The sequence below is a fragment of the uncultured Fibrobacter sp. genome, from assembly GCF_947305105.1.
Lineage (GTDB): Bacteria > Fibrobacterota > Fibrobacteria > Fibrobacterales > Fibrobacteraceae > Fibrobacter.
Window position 1 is genome coordinate 26978 of sequence record NZ_CAMZCS010000005.1, and the last position, 24004, is coordinate 50981.

The window sequence follows — 24004 nt, forward strand, 5'->3', positions numbered from 1 at the left end:
TAAAATATACAATTTTTTGTCAAAAATACAAATGCTTTTTAGTAAAAATTGTCAAAAATACAAATGTTTTTGGCTACAATTTGTCAAAAATGCGATATTTGAGGCTCCAACCGTCAATCACTTTTAATATATATTTAAAGCATGATTAAAAACTTAATTCATGCTTTAGAGGGGATACTGCTCGGGAAGCCCGAGACGGTAGAGCTATTGGTAATGGCGCTGTTGGCGGACGGTCACGTGCTGGTAGAAGATGTTCCCGGCACGGGCAAGACGACGCTCGCGAAGGCGCTTGCCGCCGCCATCGGTGCAGATTTTGCGCGAATCCAGTTTACGCCGGATTTGCTGCCGGCCGACGTGACGGGCGGTGCCGTGTTCAAGGCGAATACGGGCGAGTTTGAAATCCGCAAGGGGCCTGTCTTTACGCAGGTGTTGCTGGCCGACGAAATCAACCGTGCCTCGCCGCGCACGCAGAGCGCGCTCTTGGAGGCGATGGAAGAGCGACAGGTTTCGCTCGAGGGGCAGCGTTACAAACTGCCCGAACTTTTCATGGTGTTGGCAACCGAAAATCCGGTGGAATTCCACGGCGTGTTCCCGCTGCCCGAAGCGCAGATGGACCGATTCCTGGTGCGTATCTCGGTGGGTTACCCGACGGCGGAGACCGAACTGGAAATCTTGCGGGCGCATCGTAGCGGCCGACCGATTGACTCGCTGACGGCGGTGACGACTCCCGAGGCGATTTTAAAGGCCCGTAGCGAAGTGCAGAAGATTCACATTGACGAGGCGCTGGAACGCTACGTGATTTCGCTGGTGCAGGCGACGCGTAACGATGGCGGCGTGCGCCTGGCGGCAAGCCCGCGTGCCGGGATGAACCTGGTGCGCATGGCGCAGGCGTGTGCGTTCGTGGATGGCCGTGACTTCGTGAACCCCGATGACATTCAGCATGTATTCTTCCCGGTGATGGAACACCGCGTGTTCGCCAAGGACACCGGCAACCCCGAAGCCAGCAAGAAGATATTGCAGGGAATCCTGAAGCAGGTAGCGGTACCGAAATGAGATTCGAGGTTCCAGGCACGAGGTACGAGGCTTGAGAAGAAGTGTGCAGTGTGAAATGTGTAATGAAGAACACCTCACACCTCATAACTCATCACCCACAACTCACAACTCATCACTCATAACTCATCACTCATAACTGACAACTCAAAACTCATAACTGACAACTCATAACTGACAACTCATAACTCATAGCCCCTAACCACCAACCACTAACCACTAACCACTTTTTCTCTCGTCTTTCGTCTCTCGTCTAACCATGCCCCTCTTCCACTGGTTCATTCGCTCGATTCCGCAAGCCCCGAAAAAAACGGGACTCCTGATGGCGATATACTTCTGGTGGCTGGACTACTTTACTCCGGCGGGGCGGGCGTTTGCTTCGCTCTTTCTGCTGGCGATGTTCGCGGGAGCCGTTCCCGGCTTTTGGGCGGCGTGGATTTTCGGCGGGCTCGACTTTTTGCTTTTCTTGGGGCTCGTGTTCAGCCTGTTCGTGACGGCGAAGCGGAGCAAAATTGAAGTCGAAAGTGTTTCGGTGAACCACGTGCGCGAGGGCGAGACGGCGACGGTGACGGCCTATTTGACGGTGCGCTCGACAATTGACTGCGTGAACCTGGGTGCAAACCGCTTGCCGCCTTCCTTGACGGGCATTGAGTCCGATAACGTGAAAATCAAGGTGGGTGAGCCTCCGCGCAAGCTGGAATGTCTCGTGAAAACGACGCGGCGCGGCTCATTCATGCTGGGCAAGGTCTCGGCCAACGTACCCGAGATTATGGGCCTTTTGCGCTGGCCTTACGGTTACAACGGTTCCGTGGAATTACTTGTTTACCCGCGTGCGCTCAAGGTGCAGGATTTCCCGTTCCTCACGCAGGGGCCATCGGGCATGGCGTTTGCGCCGTTCCTGATGCCGAGTCTTACGCGCGGAATGAATTTTATAGGCGTGCGGCCTTACCGCGAAGGCGATTCCCTGCGCGACTTGCACCACAAGGCTTTTGCCCGTTACGGCAAGCCGTTTACCAAGGAATTCGAGGTGGAACGCGGTGCGGGCGTGATTCTGCTTCTAGATACGGCGACTCCGAATTTCAAGTCGCGGCAGTACCTTGAACATGCGATTCGCTTGACGGCGGCGGTGGGCGAGTGGCTCCTGGACCGCGAAATCCTCGGGCGATTCTTTATTGACAGCGAAGAGATTGCGCTGGATGGCGGTTCCGAAAGCCGAAAGAACTTGCTCGATGCCTTGGCTCGTATTCCGCCAGCGTCGCTTGCGCATGCCCGGCAAGCCGCCCCTTGGGCCCCGGCGGCACGCCCAATGGATCCGGTGCTCCGCATTGGGCTTTACGCAAGCGAAGAGCCTCTTGTGAACAAGCATATCGTGGTGGGAACGCTTCCTGCCTCGACAGAAGATAAGCTGCTGGTGGTCATGCCGGAAGATTGCGAAGGCCTTGAACGCGGGACGGTTGTGCTATGATAGAAAAAGTAGACATCCGTTACGTTTTCAAGGTGCAGTTCCTCTGCATTGCCTCGGTGATGCTCGGGAATACCTTCGATTTCCTTTGGCTCGGGTTGTTGTTCGCGCTTTACTTCGTGGTAATCGGCATCTTGAATGCGACTTCTCGCCGCGAATTTGCGAAGCGCCCGCGCTATAACAAGATTTTCGCGTATGGCGCGATTGTGCCACTTGCGCTCTTTTGGGTGATGACTCCGACGGTCGAAAACGGCGTATCGCCTTACCTGATTTTCTTGCCGGGGATTTATCTGCTCTATTTGGCGGCTTTGCAGGAACGGAGTCGCGGGAACGGCGGCTTTGAAGTTTTTGTCGCGTTCGATGGCGTGGCCGCCCTTTTGCTCGGGATGTACCTGGTTCCACATGGCTGGGCTCCGGTTGGGCTGGTGGGTTTTGTGCTTGCGCTCTGCGCTTATAGCCGTCGCGGGACTTCGCCGTACAAGTACTTGATTTTTATACTCGTGTTAGCGGCGCTTGGGGGGATTTCTTACGGTGGCTGGCGATACTGGAAAACGCAGCGTTACCAGTACGGTGCGGAAATGGCCGAGAGCTATTATATGCGCGAGCGCATTATGGGTTTCGACCCGGCGACATCTCTCGGGAGTTTCGGGAGCAATTACAATTCCCGCTACAACGACCAGGTGGTATTGCGCGTGTGGGACAAGCGCCCTTCGAGGTACTTGAAGGCCGTGAGCTACGAAAAATATGTGGGCGGAATCTGGAAATTGCCCACTTCTTACAAGAAACATCTTGATCCTGCCTACTACCAGGTGGACTATGCGGTGTTCGAGGCGGCGGATTCGCTGACTTTGGCGAGCGAGACTCGCGAGGTGGAACAAGTCTGGGTGCAGTCGACACTGAACAATTTTGGATTTGTCTTTGCTCCTTACGGAGCCGTAGGTTTTGCAGCGAAAGACGTGGATTCGTTGAACTATTATGCGGGCGGCATGGTGCAAGGCCTGAACGGCAACGGGAAACGCTCCGACTGGTATTATTTTAAGTGTTCCGGATGCAAGTTGCCCGATTCATTACTTGCGCCGAGCGAGGGCGACTTGCTTGTGGTGGAGCGGAACCGTCCGCTGCTCGATACCGTGATTGCTGCGATGGGCTTGCGCGACGTTGTGGATTCTGCTGCGGATTCAGCGACATCTCTGAAGCCGATGCCAGACTCTCTTGTTTTGCAGAAGATGCTTGATTATTACCTCTCGAACTTTACTTATTCGCTTACGGTGCCGGGAATTTCGCGCTGGGGGAGAACGAAAAATGACCCTCTTGCCGTTTTTTGGAGCGCGAAGCAGGGCTTTTGCGAATACTATGCGACGCTTTCGGCATTGGTGCTGCGCCGCCTAGGGATTCCTGCGCGGTACGTGACGGGCTTTGCGAATCCCGAAGTCGTCGAGGGCTTGCCGTATAGCATTTTCCGGCGCAAACATTCGCATGCATGGGTCGAAGCGTTTGTAGACAACCGCTGGGTTATCTTCGACCCGACGCCTCCCATTTTGCCGCAGTTCGCGGTGGCTCCAAGCTGGTGGAGCGTCAAATGGGAGGGCGTTCGCGGGCGGTTCGCCCGTGTGATGCATGCGCTCAAGGAGGGCGAGTGGCGTCGCGTCGTTGACCATTGGCAGAATCAGTCGACTGCTCTCCTGGAAAGTCCGATTCTGTATACCGTGCTTGTCATTCTTGTAGTGAGTTTTGTCGGCCGTAAAATACGCATCGCCTACAGGATTCGGCTGAAAAAAAGGGCGACAGTTTCGGCCAAGGCGCTTGAATGGGCAAAAAAGCTGAATGCCGCTGAACGTGCGCTTGCCCGGTTCGGTTACCGCCGTGAACCCGGCGAAACGGTGGGCGCATTCGCGAGGCGAGTTGAAATCGTTTTGTCGCAAGTGCCCGCAAAAGCAATTCCTCCGAAAAAAATGCAAAAGTCAAAAGACGCTCTTGCCATTCTCAATGATTACGAATTAAATCGCTGGCTCGAGCAGTGAGCGATGAGCAATGAGCCGTGAGAAACCTCAAAGCGACCGAAGGTCGCGACCTCACACCTCAATGCCCATAGGTCCTTATCCTGGAGATTGCTTCAGGGCTTCGCCCTTCGCAATGACAACCAAGGCGAATGACAAGCCTAGTCTCTAGATCCTAGCCTCTAACCCCTAAATTATACTTCCTAGATCCTAGCCTCTCTAGATCCTAATCCCTAAAATTCTATCTTTTACCTAAAAACTTAGGAGCACTTATGTCTGTACAAGTGATGGTTAATGGTATTCCGGGCAACATGGGCCGCATTGTGGCCGAAACCTGCGTCGCCCGCGGCTTGGAACTGGTCCCGTATTCTCTGACGGGCGAGATTATCGTCGAAAACGAAGCCGAAGTGGCCGGCAGAACAATCCAGCTTTTGAAGCCGAGCAACCGTGAAGAACGCATCGGCGAAGTGCTCGCGAAGTACCCAAACGTCATTTGCATTGACTACACGCACCCGACGGCCGTGAACGACAACGCAGCCTTCTACGTGAAGCACAAGATTCCCTTCGTGATGGGCACCACCGGCGGCGACCGTGAAGCGCTTGCCCGCCTTGTGGCCGAAGCGAACCACCCGAGCGTCATTGCCCCGAACATGGCGAAGCAGATTGTCGCCTTCCAGAGCATGATCGAGTTTCTTGCAAACGAGTTCCCGTCTGCATTCGACGGCTACAAACTCTCTGTGGTCGAGAGTCACCAGAAGACCAAGGCCGACACGAGCGGTACGGCCCGCGCGGTCGTGGGCACCTTCCAGAAGATGGGCTTCGCCTACACGCCGGACGATATCGAGAAGGTCCGCGACGAAAAGGAACAGATGGAACGCATGCACGTGCCCGAGGAATACCTCGGCGGTCACGCATTCCACACCTACAGCCTCGACAGCGCCGACGGAACCGTCCATTTCGAGTTCCAGCATAACGTGTGCGGTCGCAAGATTTACGCCGAAGGCACCGTGGACGCCGTGAACTTCCTCGCCGAGCAGATTGCCGCCGGTACCGCCAAACCCTTCAACATGATGGACGTCCTGCGCTCCGGAAAGATGAGATAAGTAAACAGTGATTAGTGGTTAGTAAACAGGGCGGCTTCGCCGCGATTATAAATCCTAACCACCAACCACTAACCACCAACCACTACTATGCGTTCCTATATCCTCCGCCGCTTGCTTTTGATGATCCCGACCCTCATCGGGATTTCGCTGGTGTGTTTTATACTCATCCAGCTTTTGCCGGGCGGTCCCGTGGAGGAAATGATTTCGCGTGCGCAGCAGGCCGCGGCCATGAAGGGCGGGGTAGATGCTTCCAAGGCGCTCACGCCCGACCAGATAGCCCAAATCCAGGCGTACTTCGGCTTTGACCAGCCCGCCTGGAAGCGCTACCTGACCTGGCTCTGGAACGTGCTGCACCTCGACCTCGGTTCAAGCTACACCTACGGTCTCCCGGTCTGGGATGTCATCGTGAGCCGCTTCCCGATTTCGCTGTTCTTCGGTATCACCTCGTTCTTCCTGAGTTATCTGATTTGCATCCCGCTCGGTCTGTGGAAGGCCGTGCATCACGGGAGCAAGCTCGATTCGCTCAGCTCGGGTGTGATTTTCTCGGGCTACGTGATGCCCGGTTATGCACTCGGCATCTTGCTCATCATCTTCCTTGCGGGCGGTTCGTACCTCGACATCTTCCCGCTGGGCGGCCTCACGAGCGATGACTTCGAAGATTTCTCGTTCTTCGGAAAAATCGTGGACCTCGGGCATCACCTGATTCTCCCGATTTTCTGCTACATGATCAGCGAGTTCGCTTTCCTGACCTTCCTCATGAAGAACTCCGCGCTCGAGGAACTGGGGAAGGACTACATGCGAACGGCTCTTGCGAAAGGCATGAGTTTCAACCAGGCGCTCGTTCGCCACGCGCTTCGTAACGCGCTCATCCCGATTGCCACCCGCCTCTCCGAAATCTGCACGCTCATGTTCGCGGGCGCGCTCCTTATCGAGAAAGTCTTCGATATCGACGGCATGGGCCTTTTGTACTACAACTCCATGGTCAACCGCGACTACAACGTGGTCATGGGCATCATCTTCTTGAGCAGCCTCATGGCGATGGTGGGCCGCCTCTTCAGCGACATCCTCTACACGCTCGTAGACCCGAGAATCAAGTTCTCGTAATCCTGTGTATATGGTATTTTAAAACGACGCGAGACAGTTGCTGCCTCGCGTTTTTAGATGATTCAATTAGAGAATGCCAAGTAAAAAGCTTAATCGATTTGCGTGAAAAGGTTTTCTTGCGCGTCGTCGAGCTTCCTGGACGGGATGCTCCTGTGCAGCAGCTTGTAGGCGTTGGTGGTCGCGACGCGGCCTCTGGGCGTACGACTGAGCAGGCCCTTGCGAATCAGGTAGGGCTCGTAGACTTCTTCCAGCGTGTCCGTTTCTTCGCCGAGGGCGGCACCGATGGTGCCGAGGCCGACAGGCCCGCCGTCGAACTTGTCAATCATGGTCGAAAGGATTTTGCGGTCCATCGGGTCGAGGCCCTCGCTGTCGATGCCCAGCATGTCGAGCGTCTTCGTGGCGGATTGCACGTCGATAACGCCCGTTCCACGGACTTGGGCCACATCGCGGCAACGCCTGAGCACGCGGTTTGCGACACGGGGCGTCCCGCGGCAGCGAGCGCCGAGAAGTTCGGCGGCGTCCTCGGCGAGTTCAACCCCCAAAATTCCCGCACTGCGCACGAGAATCTTCGCAATATCCTTGTCGCTGTATAGCTCCAGCCTGTATTGCAGGCCAAAACGGTCACGCAGCGGGCTGGTCAGCAAACCACTGCGGGTTGTCGCGCCTACGAGTGTAAAATGCTTGAGCGGCAGGTTCACGCTGCGGGCCGCAGGGCCGGAATCGAGCATGATGTCGAGCCGAAAATCTTCCATGGCGGGGTAGAGGTATTCCTCGACAACGCGGCTCAGCCGGTGAATTTCGTCGATGAACAGCACGTCGTTTTCTTGCAAGCTGGTAAGCAAACCAGCCAAACCGCTCGCCTTCTCGAGCACCGGGCCGCTAGTCACATGGATGTTCACGCCCATTTCCTTGGCGATAATCCCGGCGAGTGTCGTCTTGCCGAGGCCGGGAGGGCCCGCAAAAAGGCAGTGGTCCAGCGCATCCCCGCGGTGGCGGGCCGCCTCGATGGCAATCGAAAGGCTTTCCTTGATATCGTCCTGGCCGGTAAAGTCGTTCAGGCTGGGCGGGCGCAAGTTCCTGTCGGTATCGTTTTCGTCAAAGGCGATTTTTTGCGGAGAAATGATGCGGTTGTCTTCCATTTGAATCTCCGTCTAAAGGTATTTGAGGGCTTCCGGGATAAGCGTTGCCGCGTCTGCCGTGTCCCCGAGGATTTCTGCCGCCTTGACGACAGCCTTCTCGGCTGCGGGATCCTTGACGCCGAGCGTGTGCAGGGCGAGTACGGCCTCCATCTTCGCGCCGGTGAGTGCACCCATGCTTGTGACGCAGGAACCTTCGACATTGCCGAGGGCCTGGAGCATCGTGCCGGCTTTGTCCTTGAGCGCAAGCACCATCTGTTCGCACGTCTTTTTGCCGAGCCCCTTGATCTTGCCGAGGGCGCTCTTGTTGTCGCTTGCAATCATGTTCAGCAGGTCGGCGGGGGAGACTCCGCTCAGGATGCGCTGCGCCATCTTGGGCCCCACACCGTTCACGTCCAACAGCATCAGGAAAATGTCCTTTTCCGTCTTGTCAGCGAACCCGAACAATGTCATGGAATCTTCGCGGACAACGAGGTTCGTGTACAGCAGTATCTCGCTATCGACCTCGGGCAGCTTGCCCGCCGTATAGGCGGAAATATTCACGCCATAGCCGACGCCGTTCACGTCCACCACCACGAAAGTGGGCGACTTTTCGACAAGAATTCCGCGAATACGTTCAATCATCCAGAGCCTCTAAACGATGTGTACGAATGTTTACTGCACAAATATATACTAATTTGAAGGCTCTGTCAAGACATTTTATACGGTTCCGTCGTCATAGCAAAAAAAATCGGTTTCGTAAGCTACTCCGAAGCTGTTTATTCACTACAAAATTGCAGAATTTAGGCTATTTCGGCGGTTCTTTCTACGAAACAAAATCAATCAAATCTAGATACATCATCCGCGTATTTAGTGTTTGATTGACATTAATGTGAAAAGCCTCTTTTTCGAATTTTTCGTCCGAATACAGAAACCGGAAACCGTTCTTTTGGTAAAATTCTGTGGTCTCGGGCCTATTGTATGCGTCGACAACCATAAAACGGCAGCCGGTCTTGTTGTCAGGATGGATAAACCAAGAAATTAGGTAGTCTATAACCTGGCTCCCTAGATGCAATCCACTTCGCTGGAATTGTCCGTTGACACCTAAACGCCCTATCAGCAGTGCAGGATACGTGCGTGTATGCTTTGCGTTGGGAACTTTTCGTTCTAGGCGATTTCTTGAGGACTTTGGAATCATCGTGGATTTGATGCTGTCGTTGGCAAGCGTGAACGCACACGCAATTTGTGGCGATTCCGAGTTTGTCACGGCGATGTAACTTTTTCCCAAGAGTTGCGCGGAATATAGGTACGCATCGTTCCTGAAAAAATCGTCCAGATCATCGTCTCCGCAACAAAACGAAGACATGTCGGTGTTTTTGTCGATGGGGTAGATTGTGCAATCAGATGCTAAACGGATTCTTTCCATTATGGGCCTCTTTATAAGAACGCGCGCGGGCGGCCATTTCGTCAATCTGGGCAAAGGAAACCTTGAGAGAGAGATGGCGTGGATTCTTTTCGCGTTCTTCGGCAGCACGAATAAACGACTCTGCCGTAGAGCCAGTAAGAACCGGGATGTTTCTTATTTCAAGAGCCATAATTTCCCCCAATCTAGTTTTTTTTGCCTTTCTAGTCAACTTCTGACGATTTCTTTGAAGGCTACGGGCTTTAGTCAAGTCAAATCGTACACAAAAATCGGTTTGCGGACGGATTTATAGGTCTTATTTCGATGCTTTTCTAAAATTCAAACAATTTATCCGGAAATTTATCTGCGCTCCGGTAGGATGCTGTTAATGTAATTGTGCTTGTGACATCTCTACCAAGCTCTTGCGAATGAATAATGGCGACATAGTACTGCTTGTTTACAAGACCGTTTTCATATTCCGGGCGGTATTCCGCATCAATAATATCGCCATCTTCAGTTGTGGTTTGTTCCTTAAAAAGCTCCCAACTTTTCTTATTGGTATTGTAATAGAGTTCTGCGCCATCATGTCGAACGACACGGAAAATACTGTCGTCTACTTGGACTGGCTCTTCCCATTCCATGGAATCAAATGGGTTCTTAAATTGTTTTCCTAGGGTGTTCCTTATAGAGTCGGTATAGGATTGTTCTGTATCCAGAATCCTTGCTGCCGTTCCGTCAAAAAAGATTACCTTCCGGCGGTCGCCATTGATAACAGTACGTGTCTTTTTCAAGTAATCCGGATCCATAGACTGTTCGTAATAGCATCGATCTTTGCCCTTCGATACAAAGTAGTATGTTGCGGAATAACGCATGCCAGCCGCTACGCCTTTCACGGAGTAACTGATTTCAAAAGTGTCTGTCGCAAATAAGTCGTTCGACATAGCCTTGTCAACATTTTGCTTGATTTCGTCCAGGCTTATCGTAAAGACGTTTTTAGCAGGACCTTCGGGAATAGTAAAGTAATAGCTACTCGACGATACAGCGGCGGAACTTGAACTTTCTGAACTGGAGGATGTTTCGCTTGACGAAAGAATCTCACTCGAAGAACTTGATACCGAAGAACTGGATTCTACAGAACTAGAAACAGGCTTGCTTGAAGAACTCACGGCAACAGAACTAGAGCTAATTTCACTAGAAGAACTTGCTGTCGCAGAGCTAGAGCTTTTCTTACTTGAAGAACTTGCCTTCACGGAACTGGAACTCGTTTTTGCAGAACTAGAGCTATGCTTACTCGACGAGCTCAAAGTAATGGAATCCGAACTTGTTTCTGCCGAGGAATAATTATCGGCAATAGTTGATACAGAATCATCTCCGCAAGCAACAAGGAAAAAGACAATTAGAACAGGCCAAAATCTTTTCATAAAACTATGGCGGAGATTTACCATTCGTCAGACTAATCGCCGGTAAATACCGGGCGGACAGGAAGACCGTATCTAATCGCCGCGCCATCTATATCAAAGTCTAATGCTAAAAAACTATAACCGGCTCTATCGAGCCTATAGGGATTAGAATTGTTGACAAAGCTCGTTTCGTTATAGAAGCCTGCTTTAGGGAAAGCGACTTCGGTCTTGTGGATAGGATCGATTTGGTTGTAGCAAACGGTGTGGTGATCGATAATAGTTTCCGTAATGGCTCCTCCATAGTATCGGTAGAGGTATAAGCGCCAGATTTCGCTATATCTCGGCAGTCTCCATTTCCCGCCTAGCTTGGCCCGGGCAATGTCGTAGGCATCGTTGCCAGCTATATCACTGCTACCGATTATCTCCATCAAGTAGAAGTAGCCGCTCGTGTCCCCATAGACGAACAGGTCCAAAGTGTCGGCTTCAATATCATAGTACAGCTCGTTGTGGTACTTGACGCGTGCTCCCTTCGAAATGATTCCGGGGGACTCAGGGATTATGCCCTCGTAGTTGCCTTCGCCCTTCTTGACCAAAAGCAGGTTGGCCTTGGCAAAGTAGATTGGTTTTACACTGATTATGTTCCTATCGCTGTCATAGGTGGTATCGTTCGCCCCAACATAGACACCCTCGATTCCTTTTTCGGTGGCGGTCAGTGGGTAGAGGGCATTGTTCAGGCAAACTTTTTGTAGGGTGTCGTAGGCGGTCCCGCCGCATTCCACCTTGATTGCGCCTCCGTCACAGGTCGCGACTTCGGGGTCGTATTTGGATTCGCCACAGAGTTTGTAGATGGCGTAGTCTCCGGTCAATCGGCTTCTGAAGCAGAAGGCTGTGTCGGTGGCGATTTTTTGGGAATTGCAGTTTATGACAGGAGCCTTCTGTACCGGGGGCACGGGCTTTCCTTCGGAACTAGATGAAGATGACGAATCTTCTGCCTTATCGGAAGAATTCGTTTCATTTGACTTTTCGGAGGAAGAACTTGCTGTCTTTACAGAAGAAGAGGAACTATTCGATTTTACGGAGGAGGAACTCGTTGTTTTTGCCGAAGAAGATGAAGAATTTTCTGATTTAACAGAAGAAGAGGATTTCTCCGATTTTACGGAAGAAGAACTTTTTTCTGTGGATTCCTTTTTCTTGGACGAGGAGCTTTTTTCTTTGCCGCTAGAGGCTTGTTTGTCATTGTCGTTCGTCGCAGTCCATACAACTCGGGTGGAATCTCCGCAAGTGATTCTCACTCCGGCGTTCCCAGAGGTGTTGACCGTATCTTTCACGTGGCAGGTTCCCTGCTCGGTCTCCTCGTCGTGGATGGTGTCAACGGAATCCCCGTTGCAAATAATGTCGAAGCCTTCTGTGGATTCTTTTACGGTACAACCAGAATCGCTTTGGTCTTTTTGTTCTTGGGGGGTAACTTCGGCGGTGTTGGACGAGTCGTTTTTCGCCGCGCTTGTGGAGGAATCGTCGCCGCAGGCAACGAGATAGAACAGGGTGCAAGCCCCAGCCAAAAGAGCAATTTTTTTCATGTTGCTACCATCCTAGAAAACAGTTCCTCATAAAATTAATTTAACAGGGGGAGCGAGTCAAGGGATGCCAGGTATTTGATTACTTTGTCAACCCTTTTATGCACAAAAGCCGCCCACTCAGTGGACGACTTTGTGTTACAAGATTAGTTTATTGAGTCGATTAAATTTACTTCACTACTTTCTTGATGTAGTTGGACTTCAGGTCCTTGATGTAGTAAGTTCCATGCGGGATTTGCAGGGCCTTGAAGGAATCTTCGGCAGACTGCGGGATGGCCACGAAAGTCTTCACCAACACGCCCGTAGCAGAGAACACGGTAAAGGTTGTCGGCGTCTGGCTTGCCCAATGGATATTCTGGGCAATGGCATCGGCAGAACTTGCCGGGGCGTCTGCGCTAGATGTGACTTCGGCACTAGATGTTGGGGCTTTTTCGGAGCTGGATGCCGGAGCCTTGCCGTCACTGGATGCCACTGCGCTGCTAGACGTTGGGGTATCGCTGCTGGAGGCCGGAGCATCGGCACTGCTGGATTCCGGGGCGGCTGCGGCACCTACAACTTCCAATTCCAAATCCATGAATTCGATGACAAAAGAACCATCGGATTCAGCCTTGACTTCTTTGCCCTTCTGCTTCACGGTCTTGCCTTCGGCACCTTCGATCTTCACGCGGAGAGGCACGCTCCTGGGCATGGCGGGGTGGGGGGAGGTCCAAGTGACCTTGAAACCGCCATCAATTTCTGTCGAAGTCGCCTTGTCAATCACGAAGTGTGCGCGGTAGTAGGCAGCCACGCGGCCCATCGGGGCGCGCCACAGACCCTGCGCCTTGGCTTCGTCCATAATAGAAATCATGTCCGAGGGTTGAATGCCATAGCCAAAGCCGGCACCATCCACGCCGTGGTTCAGCTGCACCGTCCAGGCGTTCTTCTGTTTGGCTTCGCTCATGTTGCCCTTGGATTGCTGGGTATTGCCCTGATAGCAGTCCGAACTGATGCGTTCCCAAATGGGTTCTTCGTCCCACTTGTACTTGGTAGCGCCCTGGCAATTGCGGTTGACGATGTGTTCTTTCGCGATTTCGGCTTCCACGGCGTCGTTGTAATAGCAATAAGGCGTCGCGAACGCGACGACGTCAAAGTCGCCATTGGCTTCCAGGGTATGCTTATAATCGGTAATTTCGCTCTTGAGGTTGGCTCCGGCGGCGGTCAAGTCGCTGTGCGTCTTGGAATGGTTGCCAATTTCGTGGCCCTTTGCGACCATCGGGAAGTACTTCGGCTGGTTTCCGGCATTCATGCCGCCTGTCAAGAAGAACGTCACCTTGATATCGTCGTTTTTGTCGAAATATTCCCCGAGATTGTTCAGCTGAGAAATTTCGCAGTCATCAAAGGTGAAGGATACTGCACCGGGATGGCCGTCCCAAGGAACCGTGGTGATGGGACCGGCATAGGCCGCCACTCCCATCAAAGACATAACTCCTACAGATTTTAAACCGATTTTCATTTTACCCTCCAAAATCGAATCAACCATAATTTAAATTCAAAGCATATTTTCCCTTCTGAGCCCAATGCCTTTTCTGTTGTAGCAAATGACAACAAATGTGGCGAATTTGGCTAAAAAATGGAAAGTTTGGCGTCGCCGAAGTAGGTGAGCTTTTCTCTTTTGTTGATTTTGATTCCGGTACATGTCAATTTTTGAAGGGTTAGTAAAAAAACTTTATTCACCCAACAAATGGAAATTCAAGTATAACGTATATGTATGGATGCGCCGGGACATGGGTTCGGCAATTTCAGATGAATAGGCCGCCATTTTTATATAGGAATCAAGCCGATATCCGACATCCATCCAGCGCAGCAGCCTATATTCCAGCGCCGTCTTGTTGAGTAACAGGAAATCCCAGCCAGTCACGCCGTAATCCGGAATGGTGCCTTCAATCGTCTTCATGGCGTCTAGGATGGTCTTGCTGAAAAAGCGCCAGCGTTTTTTGTAGAGAATTTCGAGCAGCAAACTGTATTTTACGCCGGAATTGTACTGGTAACTGTCCTTGTCCGGGTGGTATTCGGGGTGGAATTCCTGAATGATGTCATCGTAACCCATATCCGCAGAACCGAGCATTATCCAGTAAAGCTGATTCATCACCCTGAAACGCAAATTAGACGTCAGCCAGAGAGCCAAATCCACGGCTCCGCCCAGCGAAAGCGTGCTGACCGTGGCAAGGTCCCCGTAAAACGTGTCGTAATCCAAATCAATGGAAAAATCAAGCCAGTGCCCGCGTCCATGTATGCCCCTGTTCAGGAGTTTGCCCATGACATCCAACTGCAGCACGGCCCCTTCGAGGCCTTCTTCGCTCATGAATTCCACCTGGAAGTAGTCAAAAGGCCTTTTCACCTTGTCGTAGGGCCTCCCGTATTCTAGTGATAGGGCAATAATTCCATGATGATCGTTCCATTCGTCATCCAGTTCGTCGGCGCTTTTGCCGCCAAATCGGTAATCAGAACCGAATCTTGAACCCAGACCAGCGGCCACGGCAAGTTCAATGGGGACCCAACCCGTGTAAAAATCCCTGTTTCCAAATGCTTTGCGTTGCAAATAACCGGCAGGTTCAAGAGCAAATGCAGTCAGTTGCCTGTACCAAGGCGCTCCTGGCTTATTGTATGCAGCCCGCGAAAGTCTATAGAGGACTTCGCCGAACACAGAGCCGGCGATAGTCGTCGAAATTAAATCGTTCGGGGCAGGGTATTCCGACTCGCAGAACATTTCCCAAGTGGAACTGCCGAGCGCAGCATAGAGCATGCTAGTATAGAATCCGTAGCCGCCACCGCGTGCCGTGGCGTAGTACATGGAACCTTGATAGGGGTGGCCGTAAAAGTTGATGGCCCAGTGGTTGTGGTCCCATTCCCAGCCTTCGCGAAAGTTCCTTTTCCAATAGCTGGGCCCCGTATGGGCATAATCCTTGTCAAGTACGTAGTAATCCCACGCCCACACAATTCCATTGAGCCCGAGGACCTCTGTCGACACAATCAGCGGGTTCACATGGGTGTCATAGAGACTGTCTTTGGGCATGATAAGGGTATCGGGAGAATCCAGTATTGTAGAGTCGCCCCGCAGGGCAGCTCGCAACAACTGGGCTTCTTCAATACTCAGAACCGCATGTTCGTCCTGTAACTTCTGGCGAATGGAGTCCGGAATCGAGGCAATTACGTTTGAATCTATTTGTTGTGCGTGCGAAAAAGCGCATAAGCACAAAAATATCCCCGTAATCGCGACGATTTTTCTAAAGAACATTGCCAATATTTAATAAAGATGGGGGCTTTTTCAAGCAAAAAATGGCAAATTTCTGACAAAGTGCATTTTTCTCATTTTTAAATGCAAGAATCGCCTATATAAGAAAACGGGAAATTACACCCTGTCGGGGTGAATTGTCCCGTTTTTAATAACTTAACCGGATTTTACGTTAACTAGAATGACTAGCTGTGCAGGTATTCCACAATCGCATCGTGGATCGTGGTGAACACGCTGCGCAGTTCATCTTCGTCTTCTTCCAAAAGCGTCACGCGGAAGCCCTTCAAGTCCGTGCAGAAGCTGGTACTCGGAACTACGCAGATGCCCTTCGCGCCCAGCAGGTAGTACACGAAGCGGTAGTCGAGGTTCGTCGTCTTGCTGCACCATTCCTCGACCTTCTTCTTGATGATCGGGTTGTCAATCTTTAAGCTCTGGTGGTTGTTGAGCGTGCCTTCGCGGAAGATGATGGTGTTGTAGAACGCACCATAGGTCGGGTTGAAGTACAGTTCCGGAATGTCGGAAAGGATTTCGTTGATGATGGCGCTACGGCGGCCAATCTTCTCGTTCAGCGCGGTGCGGTGCTCGGCAAAGCGCTTGTCGCCCAGCACGCGCGGAATCGTCATCTGCGGGAGCGTGGTCGAGCAGACTTCCACCATCTTCGCGTTGTCGAGAGCGCGGCAGAAGGCGTCGAACTGTTCGTCCTTGTCGCGGTTGTAGTATTCGGCCCAGCCGCAGCGAGCACCCGGCCACGGGTATTCCTTGGAAATGCCCTTGAGCGCGATGCCCGGGACGTCACCGATATATTCGGCGAGGGCGTAGGCGTGGGCGCCATTGTAAGTAATCTTGTTGTAGATTTCGTCGCAGATGATGAACAGGTTGTAGCGCTTGGCGATGTCCACAATCTTCTTGAGGATGTCGAGCGGGTAGACCATGCCGGTCGGGTTGTCCGGGTTCAAGACGAGGATACCGGCGATGCTCGGGTTGTACTTCACCTTGTTCTCGAGTTCTTCGAGGTCCGGGTACCAGTGGTTTTCCGGCTGCAAGCGGTAGGTGATGGGGGCCGTGTGGGCGTGGGCCGCTTCGGCGGAGCTGTGGGTGGAGTAGGCCGGGGCCGGTCCGATAATGCGGGTGTTCATCGACAAGAGGCCGTAGATGGTGGCGATGGCGTCACCGAGGCCGTTGAAGAACAGGATGTCGTCGACGTTAATCTGGGCGCCGCCGAGCTTGTTGTTCTCTTTCACCAGAAATTCGCGGGTCTCGAGCATGCCCTTGGAGGGGCAGTAACCGTAGCTGCGGTTCGTCTTGGCGAGGTCCACGACGATATCCTTGATCCAGTCGGGAATCTGGCACTTCTTTTCGATCGGGTCGCCGATGTTTTCCCAGTGGATGGGGAGGCCGAGTGCCTTGAGCTGGTTTGCCTTCTTCACGATCTCGCGGATTTCGTAAGAGAGTTCCTTGGCACCTTCGCTCAATAGTCTTCTGCGCATTTTATGCTCCTGTATAGGTATCGAAAATTCACTTTTTTACCGTGTAATTATAGAATAATAATTTTGTGAATTTCCGTTCGATTTGTGGTTTTAGGTTAAGTTTTGGGTAAATAATTAGGGCAGCCGTTTGCGGGGCTGCCCTTGAAACTTTTGTTCTGGCTTTTCGCTTTATGCGTTCCAGACGCCTGTTTCTTTGGACAGCCCCACAATAGCTCGGGCTGCTGCCGGGCTTGCTGCGATTGCTTTCGCTGCGAGAGTTTGTCCAAAGATTTTATTCATGAGCCCAAATATAGTTTGAGACAATAAGGTTTTCAAGTGGTTAGGGGAGCACTATTCCATGTTGGAATAAAAGAAGCTTGCAATAATGTTTCAGAAATATTACAAAATAGGTTAGATTTAAATAAAATCCCCCGGAGGCTTTTATGAATTCCAAGATAGTTGGTTCCATCTTGGCTCTTGGCTTGACTGCCTGGGCCGCAGCTCCGTTGAACCTTCCGCTCAACGAATCGCTGCTCATCGACAATTTCGCGGATGAGGACCTGAATTCGGCACTTGGACCATGGGAATCATATGCGGATGCCGGTGGCTTGACGACATTGAACCAGACTTTTTCGTCGAACGCCGGTGTGAACGGAACATCGAAAGCCTTCAAGATGGACTTCTCCCTGGATGGTTACAGTATCTTGGGATATGACCCCTTCGTCGAAGCAAAGGTCTATATGGTCGACAGGGAAGAATCCATGGACATGTCCAGCTGCAACGAAATTACCTATGAGTATCGTGGAACCGAGGACCACTTTTTCAAGGTAATGAGCAGCATCGACGTTCAAAACAATTATCATCGAAAAAAATTCCCGTCGAGCGGAAAATGGGTGACGGCCCACGTTCATTGGGATGATTTAATCCAGTATGAAATTGATTATTGGGGATTGAAGGCTAGTATCAGTGATGTGAAGCTGACGCTTCTTGCCTTTTCATGGCAGGTCGAGGAAAGTGACGGGACTGTAGGGACACTTGAAATCACCAACATTCGTTGCGCCCATAAGCCGACATACGAGGTGAGCTTCTACCTCGAAGATAGCCTGCTCCAGACTAAGGATTTCGTTGAGGGTGAAATGCCGTTTTATGATGGAGACACTTGGATCCAGACGGAAGGGTATGAGCTTTATATTGAAGGATGGAAGCCCAATATTGTGCCCGTCTCGGCGAATGCTTCTTACGTAGCCGTGGCAGACAGCTCTGTCCGCCATTTTGAGGTTTCGTTCAACGACGAATATGACAATCGTCTCTACAGTACAACTTTGCCGTATGGTGCGACACCGCAATATATGGGTTTGGAGCCCTTCAAGTTTCCATCAGAAGAATACACGTACACGTTCAAGGGATGGGGCGTAGAGATATGTGGAAAAAAATGCACGATTGAATATTTGCCGACCTTGCCTCCTGTAACAAGCGATGTCTATTATTATCCGGTCTTTGATTCTGCTCGCATTGAATATACGGTCAAGTTCGTGGACCACGATGGCCGTACGATAAGTTCCCAGAAATACTACTACGGAACGGAGGCCGAAGACATTGTCCTGCCGGCAAATCCTGAATGGTCTGGGCATACATTTGAAGGCTGGATTCCCGAAATATCCTGGGTTACAGGAAATACCGCGTATGTTGCTTCTTATTCGTCCGAAGGGAATGACAAATACACTGTCACATTCCTGGACGGTTCCGAAGTCCTGCAGATAATTGAAGTCGATGCTGGCGAAACGCCTGTATATACGGGAGAAACACCCGCCAGGGAACCGACTGTTACCAACATATGGACATTCAACGATTGGCGAGACCAGAATGGTTATGGTATTGACGAAATTTATGAAAATACGGTTTATATGGCGGATTTCTATGAATATGTGAGACACTATAATATCGTTTTCCACGACGATGATGGTTCGGTGATGGCTACCGTGGACCATTATTATAGTCAGAATGTCTCTACCGATGAGGTTACGACAAAGGCGGATACATCGGATGATTATCAGGTCGCAAGGTGGGAACCCGAATTTGAGCGAGTTACAGGAGATGCCGAATATCAGGTTGTCTACAATTACCGTGTTCGCTATGTCGACGACGAGGGAAACGAAGTCTGCTGGGCGAATTATTATGCTGCCGGCGAAATTCCCGATTCATATTGCACACCACAAAAATCGTCTACAGCGGAGTTCACATATGAATTTGCTGGGTGGGATAAGGAATTTACGGCAGTGACTGGGCCGACGACCTATACGGCCCTGTTTATAGCGACGCCTGTACCGCCGGCTGCCTCGATCGAGATTGCGTCAGGGGAATCCTGGCTTGTCGATGACTTTGACGATGGAAACGAAACCTCGAAACTAGGGACGGGCTGGTTCGTTTTCGATGATAAAGATGCTTATGGATTGTCTGAAATATCGAAGGAGATTGTTGCCAAGGATGATGGCAATGCGATGAAAGTCAAGTACACCGTTGACCGGTGGGCCGGATTGGGTATCGATTTATCTGCCGATGGACATCCGGTTGACTTGTCGCAGTGCAATGCCATCCGGTACGATTACAAGGGTGGACATCATACATTTGAAATCGGAAGTGCGTTCGATGAAGATTACGATTATCGAATCAAATCCTATGCTAGAACCTCGAGGGAATGGACTACTGCTACGCATTATATCAAAGGTTTCTACGGAGGGTCGGTTGAACCATCGCTCTCGATTACTCGTGCCACACAGTTTATATGGGATGATTTCGATTATGATGACGAAGATTCTCTGGAAGTGGACAATATCAGGTGCCTGAACTTGCCGACCTATGCCGTAAAATTCTATAACGGTGAAGAACTGCTCTATAGCGAGACTGTTGTCGAGGGTGACGAAACGTGGTATCGCGGCGATGTCGATTTGTATGAACTGGCAAGGGATATGTCCAATAATCAGTACGTATACAATTTTGTAGGTTGGGATTTGGAATATGCGCCTATCATGGCCGAGACGAATTACCATGCGGTATTCGATACATCCTTGAAAACTTACACTATTTCTTTCTATACGCACCAAGAAGATTCGTACTGGCAGTCGTGGGATTATTGGTCCATGCATTATCAGGATGTTCCGTACGGCTCAACTCCTGTTTATGACGGCCCCGAACCGACGAGAGAATCCGATTACACTTGTAATGGTTACGTTTTTGACAAGTGGACTCTGGATCCCGATGAAGAATCGGTTTATGGTTTGCAGCCTGTAACGAAGAGCGTGACGTACTATCCCTTGTTTACCTGTGAAGATCCCGTAGTGTACACGGTAACGTTCAAGGACGACGAAGGCAATGTCATTTCGTCGAAGGAATACCAGTATTGGGATGAACTCGAAGTCGTTGATGACCCCATAAAAGAATCAACGGCGGAATACGAATGCAGATTTGAAGGGTGGGATTCGTATTTGGAATATCATGTAATTGGAAATGCGACGTATGTCGCAGAATTTGATTGTTCCGTTCGGGATTATACCGTCAAATTCGTGAATCCGGACGGAGAAATTCTTGATCAACGCGACTATCCTTATGGAACATTGTACGCGGATATTTTTGATCAAATCTGGGATCCTTCAATGTATAGTGTGGGTGTAGAATACACGTTTACTGGCTGGTTGCCTGATTCGAATAGCTCGGGGAACAGTGTAACAGGCCCTGTGACATTTACAGCGCAGTACAGCAAGCGTTTTGCGGTGCGTTTTGTAGATTACGATGGGAGCGGCTTTTATGTAAATGATATGTACCAGGAAATCCTTTACCCGGAAGGGACTCCCTTAAGCGAAATTGCAACTCCAAATATGAAAAATTGGATTCGTTCACCGGGGTATGACAGTCTCGGAACAGAATATGAATATACGTTTGTCGGATGGCTACCGGCATTGGATTCCAGTGCAACACTGACGGAGCCGATGACATTCGTGGCGACGTACACGTCTAGTTTGAGGACGCACATGGTTGTCTTCAAGAATGGTTCGGAAATTCTCGAACAGAAGGAAGTCGCCGAAGGCGTGGTCCCGGAATATACAGGGTGGATTGAACCGTTCAAGGACAGTGATGATCAGTACAATTACACCTGGAATCGTAATGACGGATGGGATAAACCTCTTGTCGCTGTAAATGGCCCTGTTATTTATACTGCAAAGTTTACGCCGACGCTCGCAAAGTATGAAGTCGTCTTTGTGGGTGACGATGGCACGGAACTGTTACGTAAATTCTACGATTATGGATCTGCAGTGACCGACGTCCCGACAGAAGCTCAAATTCTTGGTGGAAGGACGGGAGAATATCGATTTAACGGATGGCGCAATGTGTGGTGGGATGAATGTAATCTTGATTTTGTATCTGAAGATATGGAATGTTATGCAGATATGGAGTACAAGGTTAGATTCTATGATGCCGATGATAATTTGATTGATGTGAATCCTTATGATGACGATTGGTATCGTTATGGCGAAACGGTTGCCTATTGTGATGATCATTATTATGATTGTTATACGCCAGTCAAGGAGATGACCGTTGCGAACATATTCACATGGAATGGTGAATGGAGCCCGTCTTTCGATAGTTATGTTACGGGGCCTGTCGATTACAGACCTGTATTCGACGTGACACTGCGCAAGTACAATGTCTCGTTTGTCGATGAGAATGGTATTGTTCTCAAGGCGGCTGTTGCTTATGACTATGGTACCGAGGCGTCGGCCATTGAAACTCCTGAAACATATCCGATGAAAAATCCGACCGTTACACAGGTTTACTCGTTCAATGGTTGGAATTTGGCGGATGTAACGGGCGATACGGTATATGTTGCCACGTATACGTCTTCACCCAGGCCCTATACGGTATCGTTTGTAGATCAAGATGGATTTACGATAATTCAATCTAGAGACTATGTTTACGGGACGCCCGCTTCGGCTATTGAAGTCCCGACACCCGAAAAGAACGGTTTCCGCTTCGTGGGCTGGGAGCCTGAAATCTCGAATGTTACGGGTGATGCGGCTTATCGTGCGAGGTATGTCAATGCGAACGAGTTCGTGGTGACGTGGCGTGATGATGATGGTACATTGCTTGACCAGCAGGTTTATACGGGAAATGTGCCGCCCGAATATCCGGATGGAACCCCCTCCAAGGCTCCCACGGCAGAAATTGAGTATGTGTTCAACGGCTGGACGTCCAGTGTAGTCGATTTCCCTGCGGATGTTGAGTTTACAGCGACATACACAGAACAGACGCGTCATTATCTCGTCACGTTCGTGGATGGTAATGGAAATGTGCTTGATCAGCAGGATTACGTGTATGGTACTCCTGCTGCCAGTATCGTAGTTCCGGATGCTCCTGAAAAAGCGTCTACCGAATTCTATCTCTATACGTTTGTCGGGTGGACGCCGTCGATTACGAATGTTACAGGTGATGCGACTTATAGGGCGTTGTTTGCTAATAAGAGACGCACTTATACAATAACGTTCAAGGAAGGGAATGGACGTGTCTGGCAAGAATGGGATGCCTTCTATGATTCCGAACTAGACGTGTCTTACGGCCCCGACAAGTATACGGACGGCTGTATCTATGGATTTGACCATTGGGAAACAGAATCTACTCCGGCAAATATCGTTAAAGGCGATATGGAATTCACGGCCGTTTATTCTTCTGAATGCAACGTTCGTAAGTATGAAGTGGAATTCTATGATTCGCTCAGGGACAGGTGGCTTGGTTTCGCTTATTACGATTATGGTACGCCGGTGGACGATATACAGGTTCCTGGTATTGCCGACATGGAAGTGGATGGATGTAACCATCATTTCGTAGGCTGGGAGCCGGAACTCTCCGAAGTGAAAAAGAATGTTGAATATAGAACAGTCTACGAGTTGCAATGCGGCGAACCGGAAAGCAGTTCCAGCGTAGTCGTGAGCAGCAGTTCCGTGGTGCCGCCGTCCAGTTCCAGCGTAGTCCCGAGCAGCAGTTCCGTTGTGCCGCCATCCAGCTCCAGCGTAGTCCCGAGCAGCAGTTCTGTGAAGCCCAGCTCGAGTTCCAGCGTGAAGCCGAGCAGCAGTTCTACGAAGTCTCGCTCGAGTTCCAGCGTGAAACCGAGCAGCAGCTCTGCGAAGTCTCGCTCGAGTTCCAGCGTGAAACCGAGCAGCAGTTCTACGAAGTCTCGCTCGAGTTCCAGCGTGAAAGCAAGCAGCAGCTCTGCGAAGTCTCGCTCGAGTTCGTCTTCTCCGAAGACTTCGTCTAGCGGAAAGAATGCTATAATCGCTGTGTCTGGCGTGCCTAGCAGTCTCAGAATCGGATTCACGGACAATGTTCTGACCGTTGCGCTGGCGAGCCCCTCGATGGTCAGGGTCCAGGTATTCGATATGACCGGCCAGCTCATTGAGAAAATGGACGAGTATGTCTCGGGTTCTCACGTATTTGACTTTGGAAGGTTGACGCAAGGGAATTACGTCGTGCGGGTGTCTAGCAGGTCCGTGCATAAGTCGGTACGTATTGTAGTGCGGTAATTGCACTCGCAAAGGTTAGCTCAAAATCCCGTTCCGTCTGGAGCGGGATTTTCTATATTCAGGCCATGCCCCACGAAACCTTATTCGACCCCATCCGCAAGAAGGATGTACCCGCCACACCCGAAGAACAAGTGCGCCAGGCGACTATCCAGTTCTTGCTGAACGAGGTCAAGGTACCTGCGCACTTGATTGCGGTGGAGTTTGCGCTTTCGACAATAGAGCCCAAGACGGACGACCGCGTGGATATAATGGTCCACAACTTCCGCGAGGGGGCCCCGCTCGACAAGCCGTGGCTGCTGGTGGAATGCAAGGCTCCCGGCGAATACACATGGGAAGCCCTACAAGTCCAGCTCAACAAGTACCTGAGGATTCTTACGCCCAAGTATGTGATGCTCGCGCTGGGGGATACCGTCCGCTATTTCAAACTTGACGGCAAAAAGTTTTCCAAAATAGAAGCCCTTCCATTATATTAGGGCATCATCGGATATTTT

16 protein-coding genes are annotated in these 24004 nt (G+C 50.9%); 7 read left to right on the top strand and 9 right to left on the bottom strand.

Annotation, left to right across the window (positions count from 1 at the left end):
• Positions 1-141: 141 nt before the first annotated feature.
• From Q0Y46_RS03685 to Q0Y46_RS03705, 5 genes are all read left to right on the top strand, one after another.
• Positions 142-1053: a MoxR family ATPase gene (locus tag Q0Y46_RS03685; RefSeq protein ID WP_297945036.1), complete on the top strand. Its 912-nt coding sequence runs from the start codon at positions 142-144 to the stop codon at positions 1051-1053.
• 256 nt (positions 1054-1309) lie between these two features.
• The gene (locus Q0Y46_RS03690) at positions 1310-2515 is read left to right on the top strand and encodes a DUF58 domain-containing protein (RefSeq protein WP_297945039.1); all 1206 of its coding nucleotides are present in this window, start codon (positions 1310-1312) and stop codon (positions 2513-2515) included.
• Complete coding sequence (locus tag Q0Y46_RS03695) at positions 2512-4533, top strand: transglutaminase-like domain-containing protein (RefSeq protein WP_297945042.1); 2022 nt, start codon at positions 2512-2514, stop codon at positions 4531-4533. The genes Q0Y46_RS03690 and Q0Y46_RS03695 overlap by 4 nt, the downstream gene beginning before the upstream one ends.
• Positions 4534-4781: 248 nt before the next feature.
• On the top strand, positions 4782-5612 hold the full coding sequence (gene dapB / locus Q0Y46_RS03700) for a dihydrodipicolinate reductase (protein WP_297945045.1): 831 nt from the start codon (positions 4782-4784) through the stop codon (positions 5610-5612).
• Positions 5613-5699: 87 nt separating this feature from the next.
• Complete coding sequence (locus Q0Y46_RS03705; protein ID WP_295859418.1) at positions 5700-6716, top strand: ABC transporter permease subunit; 1017 nt, start codon at positions 5700-5702, stop codon at positions 6714-6716.
• Between the two features lie 89 nt (positions 6717-6805).
• On the opposite strand, the gene ruvB is transcribed toward Q0Y46_RS03705, so the two are convergent.
• The 9 genes from ruvB to Q0Y46_RS03750 all read right to left on the bottom strand — a co-directional run bounded on the left by ruvB (position 6806) and on the right by Q0Y46_RS03750 (position 16965).
• On the bottom strand, positions 6806-7855 hold the full coding sequence (ruvB, locus tag Q0Y46_RS03710; RefSeq protein ID WP_297945049.1) for a Holliday junction branch migration DNA helicase RuvB: 1050 nt from the start codon (positions 7853-7855) through the stop codon (positions 6806-6808).
• A 12-nt stretch (positions 7856-7867) separates the two neighbouring features.
• Positions 7868-8476, bottom strand: a complete 609-nt coding sequence (gene ruvA, locus Q0Y46_RS03715) for a Holliday junction branch migration protein RuvA (protein ID WP_297945051.1) — start codon at positions 8474-8476, stop codon at positions 7868-7870.
• Between the two features lie 181 nt (positions 8477-8657).
• Positions 8658-9257, bottom strand: a complete 600-nt coding sequence (locus Q0Y46_RS03720; RefSeq protein WP_290927296.1) for an N-acetyltransferase — start codon at positions 9255-9257, stop codon at positions 8658-8660.
• Positions 9232-9426 carry a hypothetical protein gene (locus tag Q0Y46_RS03725; RefSeq protein ID WP_290927298.1) on the bottom strand — a complete coding sequence of 65 codons (195 nt, stop codon included), beginning with the start codon at positions 9424-9426 and terminating at the stop codon, positions 9232-9234. Before Q0Y46_RS03725 ends, Q0Y46_RS03720 begins: the two co-directional genes overlap by 26 nt.
• 139 nt (positions 9427-9565) lie before the next feature.
• Positions 9566-10654 (bottom strand): hypothetical protein, encoded by a 1089-nt coding sequence (locus Q0Y46_RS03730; RefSeq protein ID WP_297945055.1) that lies wholly within the window; start codon positions 10652-10654, stop codon positions 9566-9568.
• A 32-nt stretch (positions 10655-10686) separates the two neighbouring features.
• Positions 10687-12210: a hypothetical protein gene (locus Q0Y46_RS03735; protein ID WP_297945058.1), complete on the bottom strand. Its 1524-nt coding sequence runs from the start codon at positions 12208-12210 to the stop codon at positions 10687-10689.
• A gap of 166 nt (positions 12211-12376) precedes the next feature.
• Entirely contained in the window at positions 12377-13699 is a 1323-nt protein-coding gene (locus Q0Y46_RS03740; RefSeq protein WP_297945061.1) for a polysaccharide deacetylase family protein, read from the bottom strand.
• Between the two features lie 213 nt (positions 13700-13912).
• A complete protein-coding gene (locus tag Q0Y46_RS03745) occupies positions 13913-15481 on the bottom strand; it encodes a DUF3943 domain-containing protein (RefSeq protein ID WP_297945064.1) in 1569 nt (522 codons plus the stop codon).
• Positions 15482-15663: 182 nt separating this feature from the next.
• Positions 15664-16965, bottom strand: a complete 1302-nt coding sequence (locus Q0Y46_RS03750; protein ID WP_297945067.1) for a pyridoxal phosphate-dependent aminotransferase — start codon at positions 16963-16965, stop codon at positions 15664-15666.
• Positions 16966-17387: 422 nt separating this feature from the next.
• Here Q0Y46_RS03750 and Q0Y46_RS03755 point away from each other — a divergent pair, with 422 nt between their 5' ends.
• A complete protein-coding gene (locus Q0Y46_RS03755) occupies positions 17388-23513 on the top strand; it encodes an InlB B-repeat-containing protein (protein WP_297945070.1) in 6126 nt (2041 codons plus the stop codon).
• Positions 23514-23578: 65 nt separating this feature from the next.
• Positions 23579-23986 carry a type I restriction enzyme HsdR N-terminal domain-containing protein gene (locus Q0Y46_RS03760; RefSeq protein WP_295684211.1) on the top strand — a complete coding sequence of 136 codons (408 nt, stop codon included), beginning with the start codon at positions 23579-23581 and terminating at the stop codon, positions 23984-23986.
• Positions 23987-24004: the final 18 nt, after the last annotated feature.